Source organism: Ensifer sp. Root31 (assembly GCF_001424825.1).
GTDB classification, from domain to species: domain Bacteria; phylum Pseudomonadota; class Alphaproteobacteria; order Rhizobiales; family Rhizobiaceae; genus Ensifer; species Ensifer canadensis.
The window spans coordinates 35,866-56,967 of the sequence record NZ_LMCO01000030.1; the positions used below are offsets into that span (position 1 = coordinate 35,866).

Below are 21,102 nucleotides of genomic sequence, written 5' to 3' on the forward strand. Positions count from 1 at the left end.
AACGTCCGTCTGGGTTGTTATTGTCACCGATCTGGCACAAACGGCTTACCGAGCGATGCCGGCGTATTGATCAGGGTCGTGCGCCGGTTATGTGAAATGAGGATGAGCACGACGATCGTCGCGAGATAGGGAAGCGACGACAGGAATTGCGACGGAATGCCGATGCCGAAGGCCTGCGCATGAAGCTGGCTGATGGAAACGGCACCGAACAGATAGCCGCCGGCAACGAGACGCCACGGACGCCAGGACGAAAACACCACCAGCGCAAGCGCGATCCAGCCACGGCCGGCAGACATGTTTTCCACCCATTGCGGAGTGTAGACCAGCGACAACTGCGCGCCGGCAAGGCCCGCGCAGGCACCGCCGAACATCACCGCGAGATAGCGCGTCCTGATGACGTTGACGCCAAGGGCATGGGCGGAGGCATGGCTGTCGCCGACCGCGCGCAGCTTCAAACCCGCGCGGCTCCTGAACAGGAACCAGTGAACGCCCGCGACCAGGGCAATCGACAGATAGAAGATGATGTCCTGCCGGAACAACAGCGGCCCGAGGACCGGAATATCAGCCAGCACCGGGATGACGATGGGTTGCAGCTTGATGCCCTGCATGCCGAGAAAGCTCTCTCCGAGCATACCGGAAACGCCAAGACCAAGCAGCGTCAACGCCAGGCCGGTCGCCACCTGGTTGGCAACCAGCGTCAACGTCAGGAATGCGAAGAGCTGTGAGAACACAGCGCCGCAGACGACCCCGGCCAGAATCCCGAGGTAGGGCGACCCGGTGATCCGGGTTGCGGCAAAGGCGCAGACGGCGCCCATGACCAGCATGCCCTCAACACCGAGATTGAGCACGCCAGAGCGCTCCGTCACCAGTTCGCCGAGGGCGGCAATGACAAGCGGTGTTGCGGCGGTGATGACGCTCAACAGTATGGCTTCGACGATCCCCATCAACGGCTCCCGTCCGTGTTTGTCTCGGCAAACCGATACCAGACCAGCCGGATGCGATAATGAATGAGCGTGTCGCAGGAGAGCACGAAGAACAGCAGCAGGCCCTGGAAGACGCGCGTGACCTTGTCCGACACGCCAATCGAGAGCTGCGCCGCTTCGCCGCCGAGATAGGTCAGCGCCAGAACGAGGCCGGCGGCGATGATGCCGAGCGGATTGAGCCGCCCGAGAAACGCGACGATGATTGCGGTGAAGCCATAGCCGGGCGAAATCACCGGGCGCAGCTGCTGGATCGCGCCGCTGACCTCGGAGATCCCGGCCAGACCGGCAAGCGCACCCGAGAGCAGCATCGAAAACCAGATCATCCGCCGCGACGAGAAACCGGCAAAGCGTCCTGCCCGCTCCGACTGACCGAGAACCGCGATCTCGAAGCCCTTCAGCGTATAACGCATCATGAACCAGACGAGGATCGCCGCGATGATGGCGAAGGCAAAACCCCAGTGGGTGCGCCCCGACGCGATCAGTTCCGGCAGGATGGCGTCAGCCGCAAAGCTGCGCGTCTCCGGGAAGTTCATGCCCTGCGGATTGCGCCAGGGGCCGCGCACGATCCAGTCGAGAAAGAGCTGGGCGACGTAGACCAGCATCAAGCTCGTCAGGATCTCGTTGGTGTTCATGTGCGCCTTGAGGAAGGCGGGAATGGCGGCAAACAGCGCGCCACCGAGCATGCCCATCAGCATCATCAGCGGCAGCACGAGCGGCGACTGCCACTCGTAAAACACCACCGGCAGGATCGAGCCGGCGATCGCTCCCATGATGAACTGCCCCTCGGCGCCGATGTTCCAGTTGTTCGAGCGGAAACAGACCGAAAGGCCGACGGCGATCAGGATCAGCGGCGCGGCCTTGATCGCCAGTTCGTGCAGCGACCAGACCTCGCTCAGCGGCTCGACGAAGAAGCTGTAGAGCGCCATGACCGGGTTCTTGCCCAGTAGTGCAAACATGATGCCGCCGAAGATGATCGTCAGTAGAAAGGCGATGAATGGGGACAGGATCGAGAACAGCGCCGATATCTTGGCGCGCTTTTCCAGTTCAATGCGCATGCACAGCCCCCGTGTCTTCCGTCTTGCCGTACATGCCACCCATCAGCAGGCCGATCTTCTCGCGCGAAAGCTCGCGCGCCGGATATGGATCGGAAAGCCGTCCTTCACTGATCACCGCGATCTCGGTCGCCACCTCGAAGATCTCGTCAAGGTCCTGGCTGATCACCAGCACCGCGGAGCCCGCCTTGGCGAGATCGACAAGCGCTTGACGGATCCGGCTCGCAGCGCCCGCGTCGACGCCCCAGGTCGGCTGGTTGACGACCAGGACGGCGGGCTGGCGGTCGAGCTCGCGACCGACGATGAATTTCTGCAAATTTCCGCCGGAAAGCGATCCGGCCGGAGGATCTTCCCCGCTCTTGCGCACGTCCATCGCTTCGGAGATGCGCTTGGTCGCCGTGGTCACCGCGTCCCGGCGGATGATCTTGAGAAAGCCGCCGCCGAGGAAGGCCCTGGCGTCGGACCGGCTTCTGGCCAGCACGAGATTGTCCGAGAGCGGCATCGCCGAAACCGCAGCGTGGCCATGGCGCTCTTCCGGAACGAAGCCGGCGCCCATCAGCCGTCGCGCGTTGATGTTCCTGTTGCCGACCGGCCTTTGCCTGATCTGCACCGCAGCATCGTCTGCAACCGGATACTCGCCGGACAGCGCGTCGAAGAGTTCGCCCTGGCCGTTGCCGGCCACACCGGCGATCGCCAGCACTTCGCCGGCACGCACCTTGAGACAGATGTTCTTCAGCGAAACGGCAAACGGCGTGCGTGCGGAAACGGAAAGGTGGCGCGCTTCCAGCTGCACCTCGCCCTTGGTGCTGGTGCCCTCGGCGGTCACCGCCGCAACGTCGCTTCCGACCATCATACGCGCCAGCGACGCCGGCGTTTCCACCTTGGGGTCACAGGCGCCCGTGACCTTGCCGTGGCGCAGCACGGTGGCGCGGTCGCAGATGCGCTGCACTTCCTCCAGCCGGTGGCTGATATAGAGAACCGAACGTCCCTCCGCCTTGAGCTTGTTGAGCGTCTCGAACAGTCGATCGGCCTCCTGCGGCGTCAGCACCGATGTCGGTTCGTCAAGAATGATCAGACGCGGGTTCTGCAAGAGGGCGCGGACGATCTCGATGCGCTGGCGTTCGCCGACGGAAAGGTCGGCCACATGCGCCTTCGGATCGAGCGGCAGGCCATAGGCGTGCGACAGGCGTGAAGCTTCCTCCGCGACCTCGGCCAGCGAAATGTTGCCGTCCATCGACAGCGCTATGTTTTCCGCTACCGTCAGCGCCTCGAACAGCGAAAAGTGCTGGAAAACCATGCCGATGCCGAGCTTGCGGGCCGCGGCCGGGCTGGCGATGCGCACGCTGCGCCCTTGCCACACGATCTCGCCTACCGTCGGCGCGAGAACGCCGAACAGCATTTTCACCAGCGTCGATTTTCCGGCACCGTTTTCGCCGAGAAGGGCGTGGATTTCGCCCTGGTCTATCTGCAGGTTGATTTCATTGCAGGCCGCAAACGAGCCAAACAATTTCGTCAGGTTGCTCACAGTCAACAACGGACCGTTCGCAGTTGCTCCCTCAACAGGCACGCTGCCCTCTTTTCCCCTCTGTCGATCCCCGTCCGCCTTAAGGCTTCGATCAAGGAATCAGCAGTGTTGTTCCACTCGTTTTTCTTGTCTCAAGATCCGTATGCGCGCGACCGGCGTCGGCAAGCGGATAAGTCTGATTGATATTGATACGCACTTTGTTGCTTTGCACAATATCAAAGAGGGAATTTGCACACGCTTCAAGCGCAGGCCGCGTCTGCACATACCCGAAGAGTGTCGGACGCGTCGCAAACAGCGAACCCTTCTGTGCCAGAATGCCGATGCTGAAGGCATCGACAGGACCGGACGAATTGCCGAAGCTCACCCAGAGGCCGCGCGATTTCAGGCAATCGAGCGAGGCCGGATAGGTGTCCTTGCCGACCGAATCATAAACGACATCAACACCCTTGCCGTCGGTCAGTTCCTTGACCCGGGCAACGAAATCGTCCGTGCGGTAGTTGATGACGTGGTCATAGCCATGGGCAAGCGCCAGATCGATCTTGTCCTGCGATCCGGCCGTACCAATGACGGTTGCACCCAGAGCCTTTGCCCATTGGCCGGCAATCAAGCCGACGCCGCCGGCAGCAGCATGGAAGAGCAGCGTCGTTTCAGGCCCAACCTGGAATGTCTGATTGAGCAGATATTGCGCGGTCATACCTTTCAGCATCATCGCCGCCGCCGTCTCAAGCGAGATGCCGTCCGGCACCTTGACCAGTTGCGAGGCTTCGACGTTTCGCTCGCTGGCATAGGCGCCATCCGACGAGGCGTAGGCCACCCGGTCGCCAACACCGAAGAGGCTGACGCCATCACCGACAGCCGTCACGATCCCCGCACCTTCCTTGCCCGGGACAAAGGGCAGGCCCGAGGCGGACTTGTAGAGCCCGGTGCGGAAATAGACGTCGATGAAATTCAACCCGACAGCCACCTGGCGGATCTGCACCTCACCCGGCCCCGGCGGCGAGAGCGTAACGCCCTCCAGCTTCAGGACTTCAGGTCCACCGAGTTCGCGTACGACAATTGCCTGTGCCATCGAAGAGCTCCTAGGTCCGGCCGAGCTTGGGGAGGATCTGCAGGACGAAACCAATCACGTAGAGATAGATGCCTGTTGCAAGAACACCGGTCACCACCCAGGCCGGTGTCACGAAATGCAGAAGCAGGGCGTACATGCTGAGCGCCGACCAGAGGAAAAAGACACCGAGGTTGAGCGGTCTTAACCGCTGGACGCGCACCGGATGCAGGAAGTTGATCGGCAGGAAGGTCAACACTACCGATACGAAGACGACGATCGAGGCGGTCAGCTCGCTCGCCTGGATGACGAACAGCGTAAAGACGACCATGTTCCAGACGACGGGAAAGCCCGAGAAAAAGTATTCGTCGGTCTTCATGCCCATGTCGGCATAGTAGATCGCGCTTGAGACAACGATGGCGCCGGCCGCAACGAAGGACCATGGCTCGCCGATCATGCCGCTCTGGTAGAGCGCAAACGCCGGCAGGAGCACGTAAGTCACATAGTCGATGACGTTGTCGAGCGTGTCGCCCGACCAATTGGGAAGCACTTCCTTGACCCGCACCTTGCGGGCGATCGGACCATCGATGCCATCCACCAGCAAGGCCAGGCCGAGCCACCAGAACATATCGACGAAGCGGTGTTCGGCCGCGGCGACGACGCCAAGAAAAGCGAGGAATGACCCGGAGGCGGTCAATATGTGCACGGAGAAGGCGCGGATCTCGGCGTAGGGGACTCGTTTGTAGTTGAAAAACTTCATCTGCGGACGCCGCCTATCCCCTTCTGCATTTCCCCAGACAGAGTTTTACTCTCTGCCTCAACCGCTGTGGCGGCGCATTGCGCGTAATATGCACCCTTTGCAACGCATCGCCAGCAAAATTCAAGCACGACTTTGTCCGGCGAAGATTGTTCTGTGGACACTTTCAAATTGCTTCTGCGCTGATTCAACCCATTTATTTCGCCTCTGCCCAAGACTAGAAGTAAGATGAGATGAAAGCAGCAGGCGCTTGATGGCGCGAGCGAAAGGGTTCTTTCCATCATGGATCATTACGACATCGCCGTCGTCGGCGCTGGCCTCGCGGGTTCTCTGGCAGCGATCGCTCTCGCGGAGAGCGGCTACCGCGTCGCGCTGATCGGACCGGAACCGGCATCATCAGACGGACGGACGACCGCGTTGATGGACCAGTCGATCGACTATCTGAAGAAATTGAACCTCTGGGAGAAGGTGCAGCCGCTGACGGCGCCGCTATCAACGATGCGCATTCTGGATGGGACAAACCGCCTGCTGCGCGCGCCGACAGTGAACTTCCGCGCGTCGGAAGTCGGCCTTGCGGCCTTCGGCTACAACATTCCGAACGCCCCCTTCCTCGACATTCTGCGGGAGCGGGCATCCGAGACGGAGACGCTCGATCGCATGACGATGTCAGCGTCCGATTTCGACCTCTCCGGCGACAAGGTGCGGATCTCGCTCGATGACGGGCGCGACATCACCGCCGATCTGGTCGTCGGTGCCGACGGCCGTCGGTCGCCGGTGCGGGAAGCCGCCAAGATTTCGGTCAGCACCTGGTCCTATCCGCAGACGGCCGTCGTCCTCAACTTTTCGCACGAGCTTTCCCACCAGGACACCTCGACGGAGTTTCACACCGAGAGCGGGCCCTTCACCCAGGTGCCCCTGCCCGGCAACCGCTCGAGCCTCGTCTGGGTGCGCAAGCCCGACGATGCCGCAGCCACGCTGGCGCTCGATCTCGCCGCACTCTCGCGCGCCGTCGAAGACCGGATGCAGTCGATCCTCGGCAAGGTCACGGTCGAAGGCAGCCCACAGTCCTTCCCGCTGTCGGGCATGAGCGCTCATCGCTTCGGCAAGGGCCGGGTCGCGCTCGTCGGCGAAGCGGCGCACGCCTTTCCGCCAATCGGCGCCCAGGGTCTCAACTTGAGCCTTCGCGACGCGATGACGCTGGTCGATCTGATCGGCGCAAAGACGGACGACAATCTCGCGGGCGACATCGGCGACCGGTTCGACAGTCGGCGCCGCCTCGATATCGTTAGCCGCACGGCGAGCGTCGATCTGTTGAACCGATCGCTGCTGTCGAGTTTCCTGCCGGTTCAGGCGCTGCGCGCCGTCGGCCTGCACATCCTCTCGGCTGCCGGACCGCTGCGCAGCCTGCTGATGCGCGAAGGCGTGCACCCCGGCAGCGCGTTTCACGCGTTGAAGGACAGCTTACGGGAAAAGATCGGCCGGAAGAGCGCCTGAGCGGATCAGATAGAGCAGCCCGGTCACGGTTGCGACCGAAAGCAGCGTCGTGATCAGGATCGTCGCAGAGGCCCGCTCCTGCCAGACGCCATATTGGTGGCCGATGACAAAGACATTGGTCGCTGTCGGCAGCGCCGCCAGCAGCACGGCCGTCTGCACCCACACCGGATCATAGTTGCCCGTCAGGCCGAGCGCCGTGAACACCAGCACCGGATGCAGGATAAGCTTGGCCGGCACGATATAGCCGATCTCGACCGGGATGCGTTTGATCGGCCGGAGCGCCAGCGTCACACCCATCGCAAACAACGCGCAAGGAGCGGCGGCCTGCGCCAGATAGTCGATCAACCGCTGCGCCGGCAGCGGAGGCTGGACCGCGAAAAACGCCGCGATGACGCCGGCAAGGGTCGACAGAATGAACGGATGCAGGATGATCTTGCGGGCGATGCCAAGGGCCAGAACCGCAGGCTTTTCCTTTCGCCCACCGGAAAGCGCCATCATCGCCGGCGCCACGGTAAAGTGCGCCGCATTCTCGAAGCAGAAAATCAGTGCGACCGGCACCGCCGCCGCGTCACCCAGCGCCAGCAAGGCGAGGCCCGGCCCCATATAGCCGATATTGCCATAGGCCGCGGCAAAACCCTGGATCGTCGCTTCGCCAACGGTATTGCGCCGGACGTAGAGCCCGATGATGAAGATCAGCGAAAAGACCACATAGGTCGCACCGACGCTCGTCAGGATAAAATCTGCTCGTGTCAGTTGCTCGATCGGCGTTCGCGACACCAGCTTGAAGAACAGCGCCGGCAAGGCGAGATAGATGATGAAGGTGTTCAGCCACCCCATCGCTTCGCCTGGATGCTCGACGAAGCGGGCGGTGAGATAGCCGAGAAAGATCAACCCGAAGAACGGCAATACCAGGCCAGCAATTTCCGTCATGCCTCTCCCCGACCATGCTCATGCGACACATTGAGCGGGCACGTAATCCCCGCTCATAACCCGGTCGCTGTCGCGGTACCCACGCGTTGGGCACGATGCACACGCCCCTCACGCAATCGGGCCTGTTCAACCCAATATCATCAACCCGATCGATTCCAATAGGTTGAGGCGCACTTGGCTAGGGCCAACCCCGTCCATTGACCCGCTGATGACCTAGCCGATTTTCATCAGAATCGGGAAGGTCTGCTGGAACCAGATGGCGACGGAGCTGATGAAGCCGAAGAGGAAGGCAAGGCCGGCCAGCACCAGAAGCGCGCCCATCAGCTTTTCGACGAGACCGAGATGGCGACGGAACCGCAGGAGAAAGCGCATGAACGCACCGGAAAAACCGGCGGCGATCCAGAACGGGATCGCAAGCCCGAGCGAATAGACGGCCAGAAGCATGGCGCCGTCCGTGACCGTATCGCGCGCAGCTGCAACGCCGAGAATCGTGCCGAGCACCGGACCAATACACGGCGTCCAGCCAAAGGCGAAGGCAAGGCCCATGATATAGGCGCCCGACAGCGTCGCCGGCTTGCCGCCGCCTTGAAACCGCGCCTCGCGGGCAAGCAGGCCGATCTTGAACACGCCAAGGAAATGCAGGCCCATGATGATGATCACCACGCCGCCGATACGCGACAGGAGATCCATGTGCTGGCGCAACAGCAGGCCGATCGAGGATGCGCCGGCACCGAGCGACACGAACACGGTCGCAAAGCCGAGCGTAAACAGAAGCGCCGCCGGCAGAACGGCGCGCCGGGTGCTGCGGGCAGAAACCACCTCGCCGCTGCGGAACTGGTCGACCGACACCCCGGCCATATAGCAGAGATAGGGCGGGACAAGCGGCAGAACACAGGGCGAAAGAAAGGACAGAGCGCCAGCGAGAATGGCGGTCCAGATCGAAATATCGGCAATCGACAACGGCAAGAACTCCGGCATGCGGTATTTGGGCCATTCCTTAGCCGCATGACCGTGACGATACCAATCACCTTTTGGCGATCATTGCGCCATGCACCATTTCTTCACGAAAGCCGTAATTTTTGGGTTGACCGGCGGGAAGCTCAAGTGCATATGTCCGCCCACTTCCGCCGGGCTTCACCGCCGCGGCCAGGGAGCGCGTAGCTCAGCCGGTAGAGCAACTGACTTTTAATCAGTAGGTCCAGGGTTCGAATCCCTGCGCGCTCACCACTTAAATTCAAGCGCTTAGCTAAAAATCACTTGATCGCTGCTCCTTAGTGAGTCGCCACCGTACATCGAAATCCCTCAAAATCGCCGTGCCCTAACTGGAACGCCCTTGCCTTCCGCGTTGCTAAGATATGGGAATGCTTCGCCAGAAACACAGGTCACCGTACCGGCCGGCGCTGCTTGTACAGACGCAGGTGGTGACCGTGCCAGCCATTGGCATTCGGTAGCGGGCAGGAAAGTCGACAACCTCGTGGATCTTCTGAACTGGCTGTACGTCCGCCGACAGGCGGGATCGGTGCATTGGTCAGAAATGCAACTTTCTTGCCGGCGTGGTTGGAGCTTTCCCAGCGGCCGCGCGGATGAGAGGCCAAGCAGCGCGCCGGCCGCCTTTGAGAATCGGCACTATCGACAATTGCAAGCATTGCGTAGATGCTGAACCTCACGCCGTGGATGCAAAGACGTGCACCAGGCCCCGGGTTGATATCGAGCAAAGGGATGAAAGCATGAGAAAGCTTGTCATTGCGGTTGGAATGATTGGTACCCTCGCGTCCTGCACTCAGACAGAGCGAGGGACTGCAATCGGTGCAGGAACCGGCGCAATCATCGGAGGCGTGGTGAGCGACAGCTGGGGCGGCGCGGCTATCGGCGCTGTGGCCGGCGGCATTATGGGCAACCTGATTGGTCGTTCCCGGGAGCGTGACGGCTATTGTATCTATCGGGATCGCTATGGCCGCCGCTTCGAAGCACGCTGCCAATAGCAGCAGCCCAGGCGTCCGATAGCGCGACCGCCAAACATAATAATGGCTGGCAAAGGTTCGGTGCGCTCACAACCTTCAGATCCCCTCGCCACCTTCCGACGTCGCACCCGCGCCGCGGTGCCTGCTACGCATCTTCAGCGGGCTCGTCCCATATTCGCGGCTATAGGCGCGGGAAAAAGCCGACAGGCTGTCGAAGCCACAGCGCAGCGCGATCTCGCGGATCGGGCTGCCCGAATCGCGCACCAGTCGATGCGCCACCTGCAGGCGCAGGCGCAGGTAATAGGCGCCGGGGCTGGTCGATAATCCCTTTGTAAACAGCAGTTCCAGCTTCCGCTGCGAAATGGACAGCCGGCGTGCAAGCGCCGACACCGTCAGCGGCCGTTCGAGCGTTCGCTCCATCAGGCGGATCGCCTCAGCCAAACCGGGATCGCGGGTCTCGATCCGCCCGAGAGACACCACGGGCTGGATGTCCGTCGCGCTGTGGGTCTGGTCGTAGACGAAGATGCTGGCGACATCGAGCGCCAGCGCCGAGCCGAGGCGCTGGGTGATGAGGTGCAGCATCATGTCGAAGGTCGGTGACGCACCACCGGAGGTCCAGAACTTTCCATCGGTGACGAACCGATCCCCCAGCACCGTCAATGCTGGAAATGCCTGGCTGAAATCCTCCAGCTCCTCCCAGTGGGCGGTTGCCTTGCGGCCGTTGAGCAGACCGCTGCGGCCGAGCAGCCAGCAGCCCGATTCGATGCCGGCCACGATGCCAAAATGGCGGGCGCATTCCTGAAGCGTGGCGATGAACCGGCGCCCGACATGCCGATCGAGATTGAAGCCACCGATCGCCAGCAGGACATCGCCTTCAAGCGGCAGCGAGAACGTGCCGTCGACCGCGATCGGTATACCGCATGTCAGGATGACCGGCTCACCGTCGGCCGAAAGCAACCGCCAACGAAAGACCTGGCGGCCCGAGACGCGGTTGGCAGCGCGCATCGGATCCAGCACGGAGGCCAGCGACATGATCGACGATTCCGGCAGCACGACCACCACGACATCGATCATAGATTGTATTTTCTCAGTGCCAGACATGCGAGAAATGTCAAATTTCTGGCGTAAAATGTCAATTGGGCGGACCGCATTCAGGCATTATCAGGTGGCAATCGATCTCCCTTCGCGCGGTGCTGCAGCCCCGCGCAGAGACGTTCCCCTTTCCGCGATATTGCCGGAACGGGCCGGCCGGACCTAGATCCGACCGGCCCGTTTTTTTATCCAAGGTTCTTAAGGAGACAAAAGGCCAGCGATGTGCCGGCTCCCGAAATAGCGACGCGCAAGGGCGGACAGCCGGATCATCGACTGCCTCGCGTCAAACTCAACCTGTCCGTGCGATTGGTATGCCAATTGCGAACGAAGCCGGTGGCGGGGCATAGGCGACTATGCAGTTACGGCCAGCATCCTTGGCCTGATAGAGTGCGGCATCTGCCATACTGAAGAGCTCTTCCCAGCTGCTTTTCGCATCCTGTCCGACGACAAACCCGATGCTGACACTGACGGCAATGCGCTGGCCGTCGCAATGGATGTGCAATTGTTCGGTGGCAAGCCGCAACCGCTCGACGATCGCTCGCGCCTGCACCTCGTTCGTTTTCGGAAGGTAGAGCCCGAACTCCTCGCCGCCGAGCCTTGCGAAACAATCGGTCGCGCGCAGGTTTGCCCGCACCAGTTCGGCAAAGGCGATCAGCACCTGGTCGCCCGCCTGATGGCCGTAGCGATCATTGATGCGTTTGAAGAAATCGAGATCCATGACTGCAAGGGCGTCGCCCTTCCAGCCGAAACGCGGCAGTTGCGACAGGAACCACCGACGGTTTCCCACACCGGTCAGCATGTCCGTGTCGGCCGTTCGCCGCAATGCCGCCTCCGCCCGCTCCTTGACCAGCACCAGTGCAAAGAGCGCAATGGCGAAGTGGCTGATGATCAGCAGGAAGAAGGCGTAGGTCGTGGTGATCGGCAGGATATCCGGCTTGAGCAGGCCAACCACGACGGCAAGGCAGAGCGTGGCGCCGATTGCGAGTGAAGCCGCGAAGATGGTCCTGACCGGCAGCGGCTCGCTTTTCCGATCTGCGACGACTGCAAAGGCGGACGCGGCGAGAAACAGGAAGGCACCGGTATTGAATGCACTTGCGCGTATAGAATTGATGACGTGGAAGTGCGTGATCAGGCCGGCAATCGCGCCGGTCAAAGGAATGGCAAGCGCCAACCAATCCGCCCGGTGGCGCCTTTGGCCGCTCAGCCGGCGCAAACCGATCCAGAACAGGGCGTAGCCGCCAAGACCAAGTGTAAAACTGGAAAGCGTCCATAGAATAGCGGGTAGCAGCTTCTGCTCGCCATACCCTGAGAGCGTCGAGGCCAGAGCGAGAAAAAGAAACCCGGCTGCCAGAATGCCGAGCCCCTCGTTCCGGGGTGACTGCCACCGGAGATAAAGAAAGCACAACGCACCGACCAGAAACGACGATTTGTGAAGCAGCAGCACAGTTGCGAGGTCAAGTTGGGCGGTCATCGATCCGGCTCGGCGTGTTTGTTTGTCGCTGCGCCTCTATCGCATGGAGTTTAGGGAGTACTAAATGAAAATGAGAAATCGGCACCAGAGCCTGAAATTCCGGCATATTGGCCGCCAAGGCGCCCTCTCATCGCATCACATTTGGCCTCCCGTGTCGGTCAACGTGAAATTTCATGTTGCAGGGCGTGGGTGAAGCGTGTATCTCCGGCGCCGTTGGCACGGAGTGTAGCGCAGCCTGGTAGCGCATCTGGTTTGGGACCAGAGGGTCGGGAGTTCGAATCTCTCCACTCCGACCAACGAAATCCCTTGAAAATCTTATGTTATTAGTTGCCCTCGATGTTGGTTGCCGCCAATATGTGGGCATATCGGGCATTTTGTGCCCCGGATCGCAGGATGCGGTGATGCCATTGCCACCTCATGGTAAATCGACCACTCACCTTGCACTGACAAAATACGGACGAAAAGCCAGATTTATCCGTCTGAAAGTCATTCCGTTTTAAATCATTCTGCGCTATGGGAAGACGCATGTTGGGGCCGCAAAATGCTCCACCAGCGAAATAACGGAGCCGTTCGAGACAATGTCCGCAAAGATCTATCGTCCAGCAAAGACCGCCATGCAGTCTGGTAAAGCCAAGACGAATCTGTGGTTGCTGGAGTTCGATCAGGAAAAGCCGCGCACCATCGATCCGATCATGGGCTACACCAGCTCCGGCGACACGTTGCAGCAACTGCGACTGACTTTCGAAAGTGCGGAACAGGCAATCGCCTACGCTGAACGCAACGGCATCGAATACCGCGTGATCGCGCCGAAAGAGGCGACGCGCAAGACTGTGTCCTACCCGGACAATTTCCGTTTCAGCCGGATGCAGCCCTGGACCCATTGAGGTCCTGCCGTTTTCGACGGGCCCTGCCCGGAACGGCCCCTTAGCTCAGTTGGATAGAGCACCTGCCTTCTAAGCAGGTTGTCGCAGGTTCGAATCCTGCAGGGGTCGCCACCTACCTCCCTGAATTTAAATGATTTTTCGCGAATCGGCAAATTGTGCGAAACACCCGAAACCGGAACGTTTTGGCACCAGACTCCCGAGAGTCACCCAAATAGTCCCGGAAAAATCCCGTAAAGTGTTCTTGTTCGGTTCTCGGTGCCCTGCGAACTAAGAAGGGGGCATTTTTGTGCCTAGCCTGCGGTCGTAGCCGCAGCGCAATCGTCTATTTATCTGCGCGGAGCCTGTCAGCATAAACGCCCAAGCTGGTACCTCGGCCGCTGACAATGATCTGGCCGCCAGAGACCAGATTGCGCCTAACCTCCTCCGGAACGCCACACAGGCGCTCGAACACGATTGGAAAACTTTGCAGCTCGATCGAAGACGGGCATCGACTGGAAATGTGCCGGTTGGCATCGGCAACGGTGAAAGAAAGCTCGACCTGGCTCCCGGCCAGCAATGCAATGATCATCGGACCAGTGAAGACGACAGCGTGATTCCCGAAAAAATAGCCGAGGAACGGAGCACCCATCACGGCAGCCGCCTTTCTGACCTCGCCGCCGTCCGGAGCCGTGGCCAACCTTCTGCAGACGATCCAAACTGCGCCGCCGGCAGAAATCAGACCAGCACCAATGCCCACAAGGAATGTGCGGTTCAGCCACTCCGTCGACGGCAAGAATTGATAGCCAAACATCTTGGCCAACACAGGCAGTGCACCAGCTAGCGCCCAGATCCCAAATGCGATCTTCGCCTTGCCACGCAATTGACCTGGCGTATTCGCCTTTTCACTCATCCGCCCCCACAGCACCCTCGACAGAGTTCCCCATGCCGCACCTGTGACACAGTGAGGGTTGCACCTTCAAGAGCATCAATCGTTGGGCGAAAACTATTTACTAACGGCGGAGTCCGAACCCACGACCCCTTGCCCCCAGGAGAGTGGGCTAATTTCGCGACGAATTATTTCGGGACTCTGTGACTCGTTTTTGTTTTCACCCGTTCGATCGCCACCGACGTTATAGCGAAATCTTACCTGTCACATTTGCATCTAGAACGCTTTTTCGGCTCGGCCTACCGTCTCCCAAAGAGGAGACAGCCATGGACGATAGGAAGCAAGTCACCGAGTTCAGCGACGAGGAACTCTTGAACATCTGCATCGTGATGATCGATTCAGCACTCGACAAGGTGCCAATGCCAGACGACGTCGCGGATATCGCAAGCGCGGCACTCCATGAGTTGATCCGGCGCGGCATTATCGCGACGCCATTTCACTAGCATGGCCTTGCGAACAGTAGTTGCCGCCCCAACATCTTCTGCAGAGGAACCGCCATGCCGAAAATCCCCGCGCCGAAGCATCCGAAATGCCATCCCGATCGCAGCCTTCACTGCCAGGAAGCGCTTGAGGCTGAATTCCAATATTTGGCCACGAAAGCTGAGGCCGCCGGTTGGTCACGAAATGAAGTCGCCGAGGCTTTGATCGAGCTGGCGGAAAACAATTACCTGGCAATGAATGCCGAAACGGAAATGTTTGACCTCGGCGCCGGCGTCGTGCTGCTCGCACCGAAACATCACTGACGCCCTCCCTTAATCTGGTCGTTGACTCTCTGCGCCAATGAGAACATTTGTAGAACAGATATTCTCAGAAGGCATCAGCATGAGCGACGAAACCGGCGCGGCAAAAGCCGCAAGCAGCCCGTATGTCCACCTATGCGAACATCCTAACTGTAAGAAGTGGGGCGGTTTCGGCTTCGCTGTCGGAAGGGCCCCCCCGAACTGGTTCTGCTACGAACATCGACCGGAATGGAAGAAGGGCAATGCCTAAGAACGGTGCCTGGTGGCTTTCCGAGCTTGTCGCCAAGGTTCGCGTCGAATGCTCCTGCGGCGTGAAGAAGCAATATGACGCCAAAGCGCTGCTAGAACGTGTCGGCACATTCCTATGCCGTCCCTCCTAGAGAAGCTGGCTCAAGCCAACGGCTGCTCGAAAACCAGGAACAACTTCAATGATCGCTGCCAATTGAAATACAGCGACCCGATGCCTTCGGAGGCCCCGCCCTCCCGATCGTACCGGCTGGCAATGCGGAGCCAGCCGGACGACCGGAAGAAATCACATTCGCTAATCTGCCGGAATGGTATGAGCTTTTCTGCCATTGCAAACGCTGCGGCTGGGAACGTCACCTTGATCGGCACGGCCTAGCGCGTCGGTTCGGCACGACGCAGTCTATCATGGCCCTCGGACGACGCATGCGGTGCAAGCAGTGCAGCAACAACAGCGGTAACGTGATCCGGGTGGACGCTGATTGTCGACCGCAGCGATGGAACATTGTTGCCGCATCCGAGTTATACGAGCGCCCCAACATAGCATGCTCCAAGGCCCCTCTTCCCCGGGGCCCATTTTTTGAGCTCGAAGACGTCGGCATTGTCGGCCAGCTCGCGCAGCCCTTTGAACGATGGGTGGCGAAGTTTCCCGTCGCTGGTGATCTCGGTATAGGTGACTTCGGCCACGAATGCCGGCTCGCAGAACACGACGTTATTGCGCTTCAGTGCGACCGGCGGCACCTTCGGCGGCATGGCTGCCAACTGCTTCCGAAGATCGCGGGTCATCTTGTCCGTAAAGCCCGTTCCGACGCCACCAACATAAACCAGCTCGTCGCCTCGCCTTGCCGCTAACAGTAGACGAGAGATTGCGCCCCGAACCTTCGTCGACGGCTCGTACCCAACGACGACAAAGCCGTCACTCCGATGACATTTAAGCTTGAGCCAATCGCCCTTCCGGCCGGATCGATAGGGAGCCCGCCTGTCCTTCGCGATGATACCTTCAAGGCGGAACTTGCAGGCCTGCGCCAAGATGGCCGCGCCCTCGCCTTCGATCTCTTCCGACACGCGAATGATGGGTGCCCCCTCTTCGATCGTATCTTCCAGGATCATCCGCCGTTCTCGCTGATGCAGGCCGCGCAGGTCGTGGCCGTCGAAGTAGAGAAGATCGAAGGCATAGAACAGCGCCTCGCCGGCGACGCGCTTGCCGCCGCGGCCGCCGAGTGCAGCCTGCAGCATGCCGAAGTTCGAGCGGCCGGCCTCGTCCAGCACCACCGCCTCACCGTCGAGAATCATGGCTGTCGGCCCAAGAACCTTCGCAGCCGCCTCGATCGCCGGGAAACGGTGCGTCCAGTCATGGCCGCCGCGCGTCAGGATGCGCACGCGGCTTGGCTCGATATGCACCGCTAAGCGGTAGCCGTCCCACTTGATTTCGAATGCCCAATCGCCAGCAGCCGGCACTTTCTTAGCAAGCAGCGCAAGGCATGGCTCGACGCGATCCGGCATGGGATCCGCCATCGGCCCAGGGGGCGGTTTCTTTCTCAGCGTTTTAGCCATTCCGTATAAACGCACGAGATGGCGAAAACGTCTCACCGCTCGAAACTCCCGGATTTTGTGGCTGAGATGATTGCCGCTGGGTGCGACATCTGCGCCGTCGGCCACGATACTTACGTCGCCGCAGACATGGACCTTGTCCCACTGCCGTCGCGGAACGACGAGAGAATTACCAATCAAGCACCGTCCGGAGGCACGAAGAAGCAGTTAACGCGGTATTTCCCGTTCTGCCCCATTCCCGCAGCTTCAGAAGGGTCATCTGTTGGCTGAAGGCAGATGTGATAGTCATAGTCGTGAGATCGAATCTCCGTTCCGTAGATCAGCAATAGCTGATTTCTCGTCACGAGATGATGGTCCCCTGGATGAAGGTGAATTGAGAATCCGAATGGCCCTTTCGTGACGTCCGAACTCGGAATCGCTTGGCAGTCACCATCGACATCGTCGCCATTGCAACAGACGGGTGGGTAGGTCCAACCGCCAGCCGCCATGTGGGCATCGCTCGATGCGAACAGACCCATCAATAAAACCGCAAAAGGCACCAAAAGTGCTGTAGCTGGTGAGGAACCCATGGACCGCCTCGGCGTAGCCCTTCGGCTTCGTGAGCCAGGTTGGATTTTGCGAAGCTGATGGCTATGGCTTCACCTACAAAAAAGCGGCCTCCACCATGGAGGCCGCAATTGGAATGCGTACCCAGTGATCAAAGTTTACAACTATTCCAGCTGTGGCGGAATACCTGTCTCGAGATCCGTATTTCAATCCCCGCAGCCGCTGTCTGTCTTGTCCTGACCGCCGGGCCAAATTTTTAAGGCAAACTACGATCTGCCTAGCCTACGCGGCGTCAGCTGCGCATATTCGACCGGCAAAGCTAGCGACAGGGGATGCATATGGGTCGGACGACGGCAGATGCGGCAAAAGCGCTTTCCAGGCAGATGGGCCAGCGCATCAGAGCCATACGTAAGATGCGAGGGTATTCTCAAGGGCAACTGGGAAGCTTGATCGGCCTGTCGTTTCAGCAGGTTCAGAAATACGAAAATGGGACAAATCGTGTCTCCATTCCAGTGCTGATGCAAATTTGCGAGGTGTTGGACGCGCACCCAATGGATATCATCGGTGAAGGTCCGCAGGATGGACGGGACAAGAGAGTAACCGCCTTGCTGCAACGCCTTGAAGCCGCAGAAAGCAAGCTGAAGATTCTTGAAAGCAAACTGGCCCGGATGCAGAAAATATTCGCCGAACCGGATTGACGGGGAGGACTTATCACCCGTCCCAAGGACCAGGGACATCTGCAGTGGCGAAGGTGAGGCAAAAAATACGGCCTCCGAGAGGAGAGCATCGGAGGCCGCAGGAGATTGCATTCAAGATCTGAACCATACACCCGCACTTGCTCTGATGCGAGAATCAATTGCCCGCGACACCCAGACCCGCGGACGAGAACGCAAATTCCTCGCCGAGTGCGCGGCACGAATGCGGCTTCGTCCTTCCCCTTTCGCAGGGGGCTTGTCCTGATGCCGGGCCCCGGAGGCTGCTGTAAAGCATCCGAGGCCCGATCCTTTCGGCTTATGCTCGTCAATCTGCCTTCGTTGCAGCCGGCAGGACCCACGATCCGTCGAGGATTGACGGATTTCCTTCTTTTGGCCAATACAACCGCATCATCAGAATAAACTTTCCCTTCGGGGCAGGTAGCCAGTTCGACTCTTTGTCTGTGCCTGGAGACTCATGCTGGATGTAGATATCGGTCGATCCGTCAGCATTGGCCTTGAGGTCCTGGCGCGGGCTGATTGAATAGCGGTTCAGCGGGTTATCAACGAAGAAGTATCCCGCGTCATACATCGTGATGGACCAGAAGCCGTTTGCCGGTGGCAGATGCCCCTTGGCAAAGGTGATCACATATTTTTCCGAACCGTTATAGTCGCGAGCAAACAGGCCATCGCCGGACTTCGTACTCGTCGGATAAACCGCATCCTGTGGGCGATTCGCACCAAGCCCGATTGCCGTGATCAGGGCGCGCTGCACATAGTCCGTACCATAGAGACCCGTTTTCGTCGTGTAGGCCCAGCCGTTGATGTCCTTTACATCGCCACCACTATCCTTGAAGTGCAACATAATCCGCGCGTAGGCGATCTGTGGGAGACGCTTCTGAAGGACGACGTCAAGTTTGCTCTCGTCGAAATCCTGGCCGGGAACGATCCCGATGGTCGCCAACCGCTCCAGCAGTGGAGCGTCTGCCGCGGCGGGTGGATTAGTCTTCAGCAGGTCGCAGAACAGTTTGAAGTAGCTGACTGCATCCAACGCATTGACCTGCTCACGAACGGCGGTCTTCATATCGATAGTCGGGTCAGGCTTGCCGGCCGGCGGCGTGTAGTCGGTTCCGTAGCCACTCAGGGGAACGAGTTTGACCTCATCCTGAAGCTTGTGGACTTCGGCATAATCCTCAGGCGTGCCGGTGCAATAGATACGTCCGAGGAGCCAAACCATGCTTGTCGGTGATTTGTACTCGGTCACGCCTTCAGGCAGGGTCCCCGTCCACTCCGGTCCGGTGATCGCATAGGTCTGGGCGCCCGTTCCTGTTGTTCTCTTTCCGGGCACTTCAAAGACGTTGGTCCAGCCGTCAAGCATTGGGAAGAGCGCGTAGCGATCGCCCATATCCGGAAGGCTCAAGACGTAGGGTTCCTTGGCGACATCGAAGAAACCATAGGTGTAAAGAGTATCTGCATTGGGAGCTGTCACGTCGCGGAAAGAGGCGTCCGGATAGGCACGCAGTCGACCAATCTGGCCCATCGGCGCCTTGGTGCCCTTGGGCTCCGCCACGTTTGTGATCACTCGCCGGGTATATTCCATGGTGACCAGCGGATAGGCATAGATATAGGCTTCTAGCGCTGTCCAGAAGTCGGTCCGTCCCAGCAGCTCGTCGCCAAGCGAACCGTCCTGTGCAACAACGGGCCCCGCTAAGACCCCCATAGCAAGCCCCGCACACGTAGATGTCGTGAATGCTCGACGCGAAATATTCATGTTTCCCTCCGAACTGCAACAATGTGCATTAGCGGCGAGATGCTAACTCACAGCGGGAGAAAAATCGACTCCAAAACTTGTCGTAGAAATAGCCGGCTCGGCCCAGTCGACCGCTCACACTGTGGCCGCTTTCTCTCCTCGCACCGCTTCCGCAGAGCGGTTTCACACCTTCCCGATAATCACAAATACAATGCGCCGTATCGCTTCCGCGAAACTCACCCCGAGCGCCATCGCAGCTATCCCTGTGACGCCGAGCGCGCCGATGCCCATCAGCTTCCAACGTTTCACGTCGTCGGTTACCGGTTTCATCTCCGCCACGTCGGCGACAATTGTTGCCGTCGACGTTTCAAGATGACCAACGCGACCGACAAGCTCATCCATGCGGCGATGCACGCCCGCACGGCTCTCGGCCGCCTTGTCTTCCGCACGGTCGGCGCCCTCCTCTATCCGGCGCATCGTGTCTTGCAGGGCTCGCATTCCTGCCGCCAGTTCGCCAAGCTGGCGGTGGACAGCCGCCTCTGTCTCTGTGGATGCCATTACCGCCCTTCCCCGTGCCTCACGCATTCCGCATTCGTCCAGACGCCGCCGGCGCAAAGGCCGACGACAGTCCGGTCTATCTTTCGTTGATCCGCCGGCGTCGCCCCTCGCGCGCCGACCAGGTCAGTTCCGGCGACCCGCCGCAGGCCGTCGACATTCGCTGGCGCCGAAGTCCCACAGGCCGTCAGGGCAAGTATCATAGTCAGAGCGAGCATCGCCCGCGGAATGTGCCGCCGCATTGTTTTGCCTCTCGAATGCGTTGGTGACTGATCGGGCGCCGTCCTCGCGGATCTCAAGGACGGCCCAGGTGATGGCAGCGAGCACGAGCACGCCGCCGAGGATCTTCGGCCAGGGGATCATGCCGGATCGAGCCGCTTGCGGATGAACAGGAAAGCGCCGCCCGCAAACGATGCGACAATGATGCCGGCCAGTGCCCACTGCAGCGGACCATTGCCGGTGAAAGCAAAGCCGAGGGTCGAGACGATGCCGGCGAGCCAGCTGACATTTTCCTTCGTCACGACTTCCGGAGCCTTCGGAGCAGCCGGCACGGTGTTGCTGGAAACGAACTCGCCCTTGGCCCAGAGCCCGGCTTCAGCCGCGCGGCGGTTGACGAGACCCTTTACCCGCTTGCCGCCGGCGTTGACCCACTTCATCAGCTCGGCCGGCACGGCGTCGTAGTCGCCCTTGTTGAGCTTTTTCAACAGGGTCGACGAATGCAGCTTGCCGGTATTGAAGTCGAAGGAGACGAGCACCGCGTGCTGGTTATCCGTCAGCGGCACTTTGACCAGGCGCGAGACTCGCTCCTCGAACGTGGCGAGATCGGCGCGCAGGATCTCTTCGGCGCGTGTCTCGGTGATTACCATGCCCGGCTTTACCACCGGCGCGCCGGCGGCGCTGGTATGG

General features: G+C 60.1%; 23 protein-coding genes and 3 tRNA genes. 10 read left to right on the forward strand and 16 right to left on the reverse strand.

All coding sequences use genetic code 11. The features are described 5' to 3' along the window. Window positions 1-23: 23 nt before the first annotated feature. The 5 genes from ASD00_RS23840 to pcsA are packed head-to-tail and all read right to left on the reverse strand — an operon-like array spanning window position 24 to window position 5,365. Window positions 24-944 (reverse strand): ABC transporter permease, encoded by a 921-nt coding sequence (locus ASD00_RS23840; protein ID WP_025426993.1) that lies wholly within the window; start codon window positions 942-944, stop codon window positions 24-26. Continuing rightward, window positions 944-2,038, reverse strand: a complete 1,095-nt coding sequence (locus tag ASD00_RS23845; protein WP_057209407.1) for an ABC transporter permease — start codon at window positions 2,036-2,038, stop codon at window positions 944-946. The genes ASD00_RS23840 and ASD00_RS23845 overlap by 1 nt, the downstream gene beginning before the upstream one ends. Next, the gene (locus ASD00_RS23850) at window positions 2,028-3,602 is read right to left on the reverse strand and encodes an ABC transporter ATP-binding protein (protein WP_057209410.1); all 1,575 of its coding nucleotides are present in this window, start codon (window positions 3,600-3,602) and stop codon (window positions 2,028-2,030) included. Before ASD00_RS23850 ends, ASD00_RS23845 begins: the two co-directional genes overlap by 11 nt. 49 nt (window positions 3,603-3,651) lie before the next feature. After that, entirely contained in the window at window positions 3,652-4,629 is a 978-nt protein-coding gene (locus ASD00_RS23855; protein WP_025426990.1) for a quinone oxidoreductase, read from the reverse strand. 10 nt (window positions 4,630-4,639) lie between these two features. After that, window positions 4,640-5,365, reverse strand: coding sequence for a phosphatidylcholine synthase (gene pcsA / locus ASD00_RS23860; RefSeq protein WP_025426989.1), 726 nt, complete (start codon window positions 5,363-5,365; stop codon window positions 4,640-4,642). Between the two features lie 279 nt (window positions 5,366-5,644). Here pcsA and ASD00_RS23865 point away from each other — a divergent pair, with 279 nt between their 5' ends. Further along, the gene (locus ASD00_RS23865; RefSeq protein WP_025426988.1) at window positions 5,645-6,856 is read left to right on the forward strand and encodes a UbiH/UbiF family hydroxylase; all 1,212 of its coding nucleotides are present in this window, start codon (window positions 5,645-5,647) and stop codon (window positions 6,854-6,856) included. Here ASD00_RS23865 and ASD00_RS23870 read toward each other — a convergent pair. Further along, window positions 6,824-7,786, reverse strand: coding sequence for an AEC family transporter (locus ASD00_RS23870; protein ID WP_025426987.1), 963 nt, complete (start codon window positions 7,784-7,786; stop codon window positions 6,824-6,826). The two genes, ASD00_RS23865 and ASD00_RS23870, sit on opposite strands and share 33 nt — an antisense overlap. A gap of 213 nt (window positions 7,787-7,999) precedes the next feature. Continuing rightward, entirely contained in the window at window positions 8,000-8,746 is a 747-nt protein-coding gene (locus ASD00_RS23875; RefSeq protein WP_025426986.1) for a cytochrome c biogenesis CcdA family protein, read from the reverse strand. 191 nt (window positions 8,747-8,937) lie between these two features. Between ASD00_RS23875 and ASD00_RS23880 the strand changes: the two genes are divergently transcribed. Together ASD00_RS23880 and ASD00_RS23885 are read left to right on the forward strand one after the other, a co-directional pair. Further along, window positions 8,938-9,013, forward strand: a tRNA-Lys gene (locus tag ASD00_RS23880). A gap of 500 nt (window positions 9,014-9,513) precedes the next feature. After that, complete coding sequence (locus tag ASD00_RS23885) at window positions 9,514-9,768, forward strand: YMGG-like glycine zipper-containing protein (RefSeq protein ID WP_025426985.1); 255 nt, start codon at window positions 9,514-9,516, stop codon at window positions 9,766-9,768. A gap of 75 nt (window positions 9,769-9,843) precedes the next feature. On the opposite strand, the gene ASD00_RS23890 is transcribed toward ASD00_RS23885, so the two are convergent. Beyond that, on the reverse strand, window positions 9,844-10,848 hold the full coding sequence (locus tag ASD00_RS23890; RefSeq protein ID WP_025426984.1) for a GlxA family transcriptional regulator: 1,005 nt from the start codon (window positions 10,846-10,848) through the stop codon (window positions 9,844-9,846). Between the two features lie 280 nt (window positions 10,849-11,128). Further along, window positions 11,129-12,310, reverse strand: a complete 1,182-nt coding sequence (locus ASD00_RS23895; protein ID WP_057209414.1) for a GGDEF domain-containing protein — start codon at window positions 12,308-12,310, stop codon at window positions 11,129-11,131. Window positions 12,311-12,529: 219 nt separating this feature from the next. Between ASD00_RS23895 and ASD00_RS23900 the strand changes: the two genes are divergently transcribed. The 3 genes from ASD00_RS23900 (at window position 12,530) to ASD00_RS23910 (ending at window position 13,305) form a co-directional block, all read left to right on the forward strand. Beyond that, window positions 12,530-12,606: transfer RNA gene (locus ASD00_RS23900), tRNA-Pro, on the forward strand. A 282-nt stretch (window positions 12,607-12,888) separates the two neighbouring features. Next, entirely contained in the window at window positions 12,889-13,194 is a 306-nt protein-coding gene (locus ASD00_RS23905; protein WP_025426983.1) for an ETC complex I subunit, read from the forward strand. A gap of 34 nt (window positions 13,195-13,228) precedes the next feature. After that, a tRNA-Arg gene (locus ASD00_RS23910) sits at window positions 13,229-13,305 on the forward strand. A 211-nt stretch (window positions 13,306-13,516) separates the two neighbouring features. Here the strand turns inward: ASD00_RS23910 and ASD00_RS23915 are convergent. After that, complete coding sequence (locus ASD00_RS23915; protein WP_156585757.1) at window positions 13,517-14,083, reverse strand: hypothetical protein; 567 nt, start codon at window positions 14,081-14,083, stop codon at window positions 13,517-13,519. Window positions 14,084-14,385: 302 nt separating this feature from the next. Between ASD00_RS23915 and ASD00_RS40340 the strand changes: the two genes are divergently transcribed. The 3 genes from ASD00_RS40340 (at window position 14,386) to ASD00_RS41895 (ending at window position 15,239) form a co-directional block, all read left to right on the forward strand. Continuing rightward, window positions 14,386-14,562 carry a hypothetical protein gene (locus ASD00_RS40340; protein WP_156585759.1) on the forward strand — a complete coding sequence of 59 codons (177 nt, stop codon included), beginning with the start codon at window positions 14,386-14,388 and terminating at the stop codon, window positions 14,560-14,562. Window positions 14,563-14,616: 54 nt separating this feature from the next. Continuing rightward, on the forward strand, window positions 14,617-14,862 hold the full coding sequence (locus ASD00_RS23920) for a hypothetical protein (RefSeq protein WP_057209420.1): 246 nt from the start codon (window positions 14,617-14,619) through the stop codon (window positions 14,860-14,862). A 239-nt stretch (window positions 14,863-15,101) separates the two neighbouring features. Beyond that, entirely contained in the window at window positions 15,102-15,239 is a 138-nt protein-coding gene (locus tag ASD00_RS41895) for a hypothetical protein (protein WP_244496110.1), read from the forward strand. Between the two features lie 385 nt (window positions 15,240-15,624). Here the strand turns inward: ASD00_RS41895 and ligD are convergent, their stop codons facing one another. Beyond that, on the reverse strand, window positions 15,625-16,761 hold the full coding sequence (gene ligD, locus ASD00_RS23930; RefSeq protein WP_348272073.1) for a non-homologous end-joining DNA ligase: 1,137 nt from the start codon (window positions 16,759-16,761) through the stop codon (window positions 15,625-15,627). 68 nt (window positions 16,762-16,829) lie between these two features. Further along, window positions 16,830-17,222 (reverse strand): hypothetical protein, encoded by a 393-nt coding sequence (locus tag ASD00_RS39190; protein ID WP_244496111.1) that lies wholly within the window; start codon window positions 17,220-17,222, stop codon window positions 16,830-16,832. 315 nt (window positions 17,223-17,537) lie between these two features. Here ASD00_RS39190 and ASD00_RS23935 point away from each other — a divergent pair, with 315 nt between their 5' ends. Further along, on the forward strand, window positions 17,538-17,897 hold the full coding sequence (locus ASD00_RS23935; protein ID WP_200951489.1) for a helix-turn-helix transcriptional regulator: 360 nt from the start codon (window positions 17,538-17,540) through the stop codon (window positions 17,895-17,897). A gap of 322 nt (window positions 17,898-18,219) precedes the next feature. Here ASD00_RS23935 and ASD00_RS23940 read toward each other — a convergent pair whose 3' ends face one another. From ASD00_RS23940 to ASD00_RS23955, 4 genes are all read right to left on the reverse strand, one after another. Continuing rightward, entirely contained in the window at window positions 18,220-19,662 is a 1,443-nt protein-coding gene (locus ASD00_RS23940; protein WP_057209430.1) for a DUF1254 domain-containing protein, read from the reverse strand. 162 nt (window positions 19,663-19,824) lie between these two features. Continuing rightward, window positions 19,825-20,199: a DUF1515 family protein gene (locus ASD00_RS23945; protein ID WP_244496112.1), complete on the reverse strand. Its 375-nt coding sequence runs from the start codon at window positions 20,197-20,199 to the stop codon at window positions 19,825-19,827. After that, window positions 20,199-20,438, reverse strand: a complete 240-nt coding sequence (locus ASD00_RS41900) for a hypothetical protein (RefSeq protein WP_082523698.1) — start codon at window positions 20,436-20,438, stop codon at window positions 20,199-20,201. The genes ASD00_RS23945 and ASD00_RS41900 overlap by 1 nt, the downstream gene beginning before the upstream one ends. Before the next feature lie 117 nt (window positions 20,439-20,555). Then, on the reverse strand, window positions 20,556-21,102 hold a 547-nt coding region (locus tag ASD00_RS23955; RefSeq protein WP_156585761.1), incomplete at its 5' end, for a glycoside hydrolase family protein.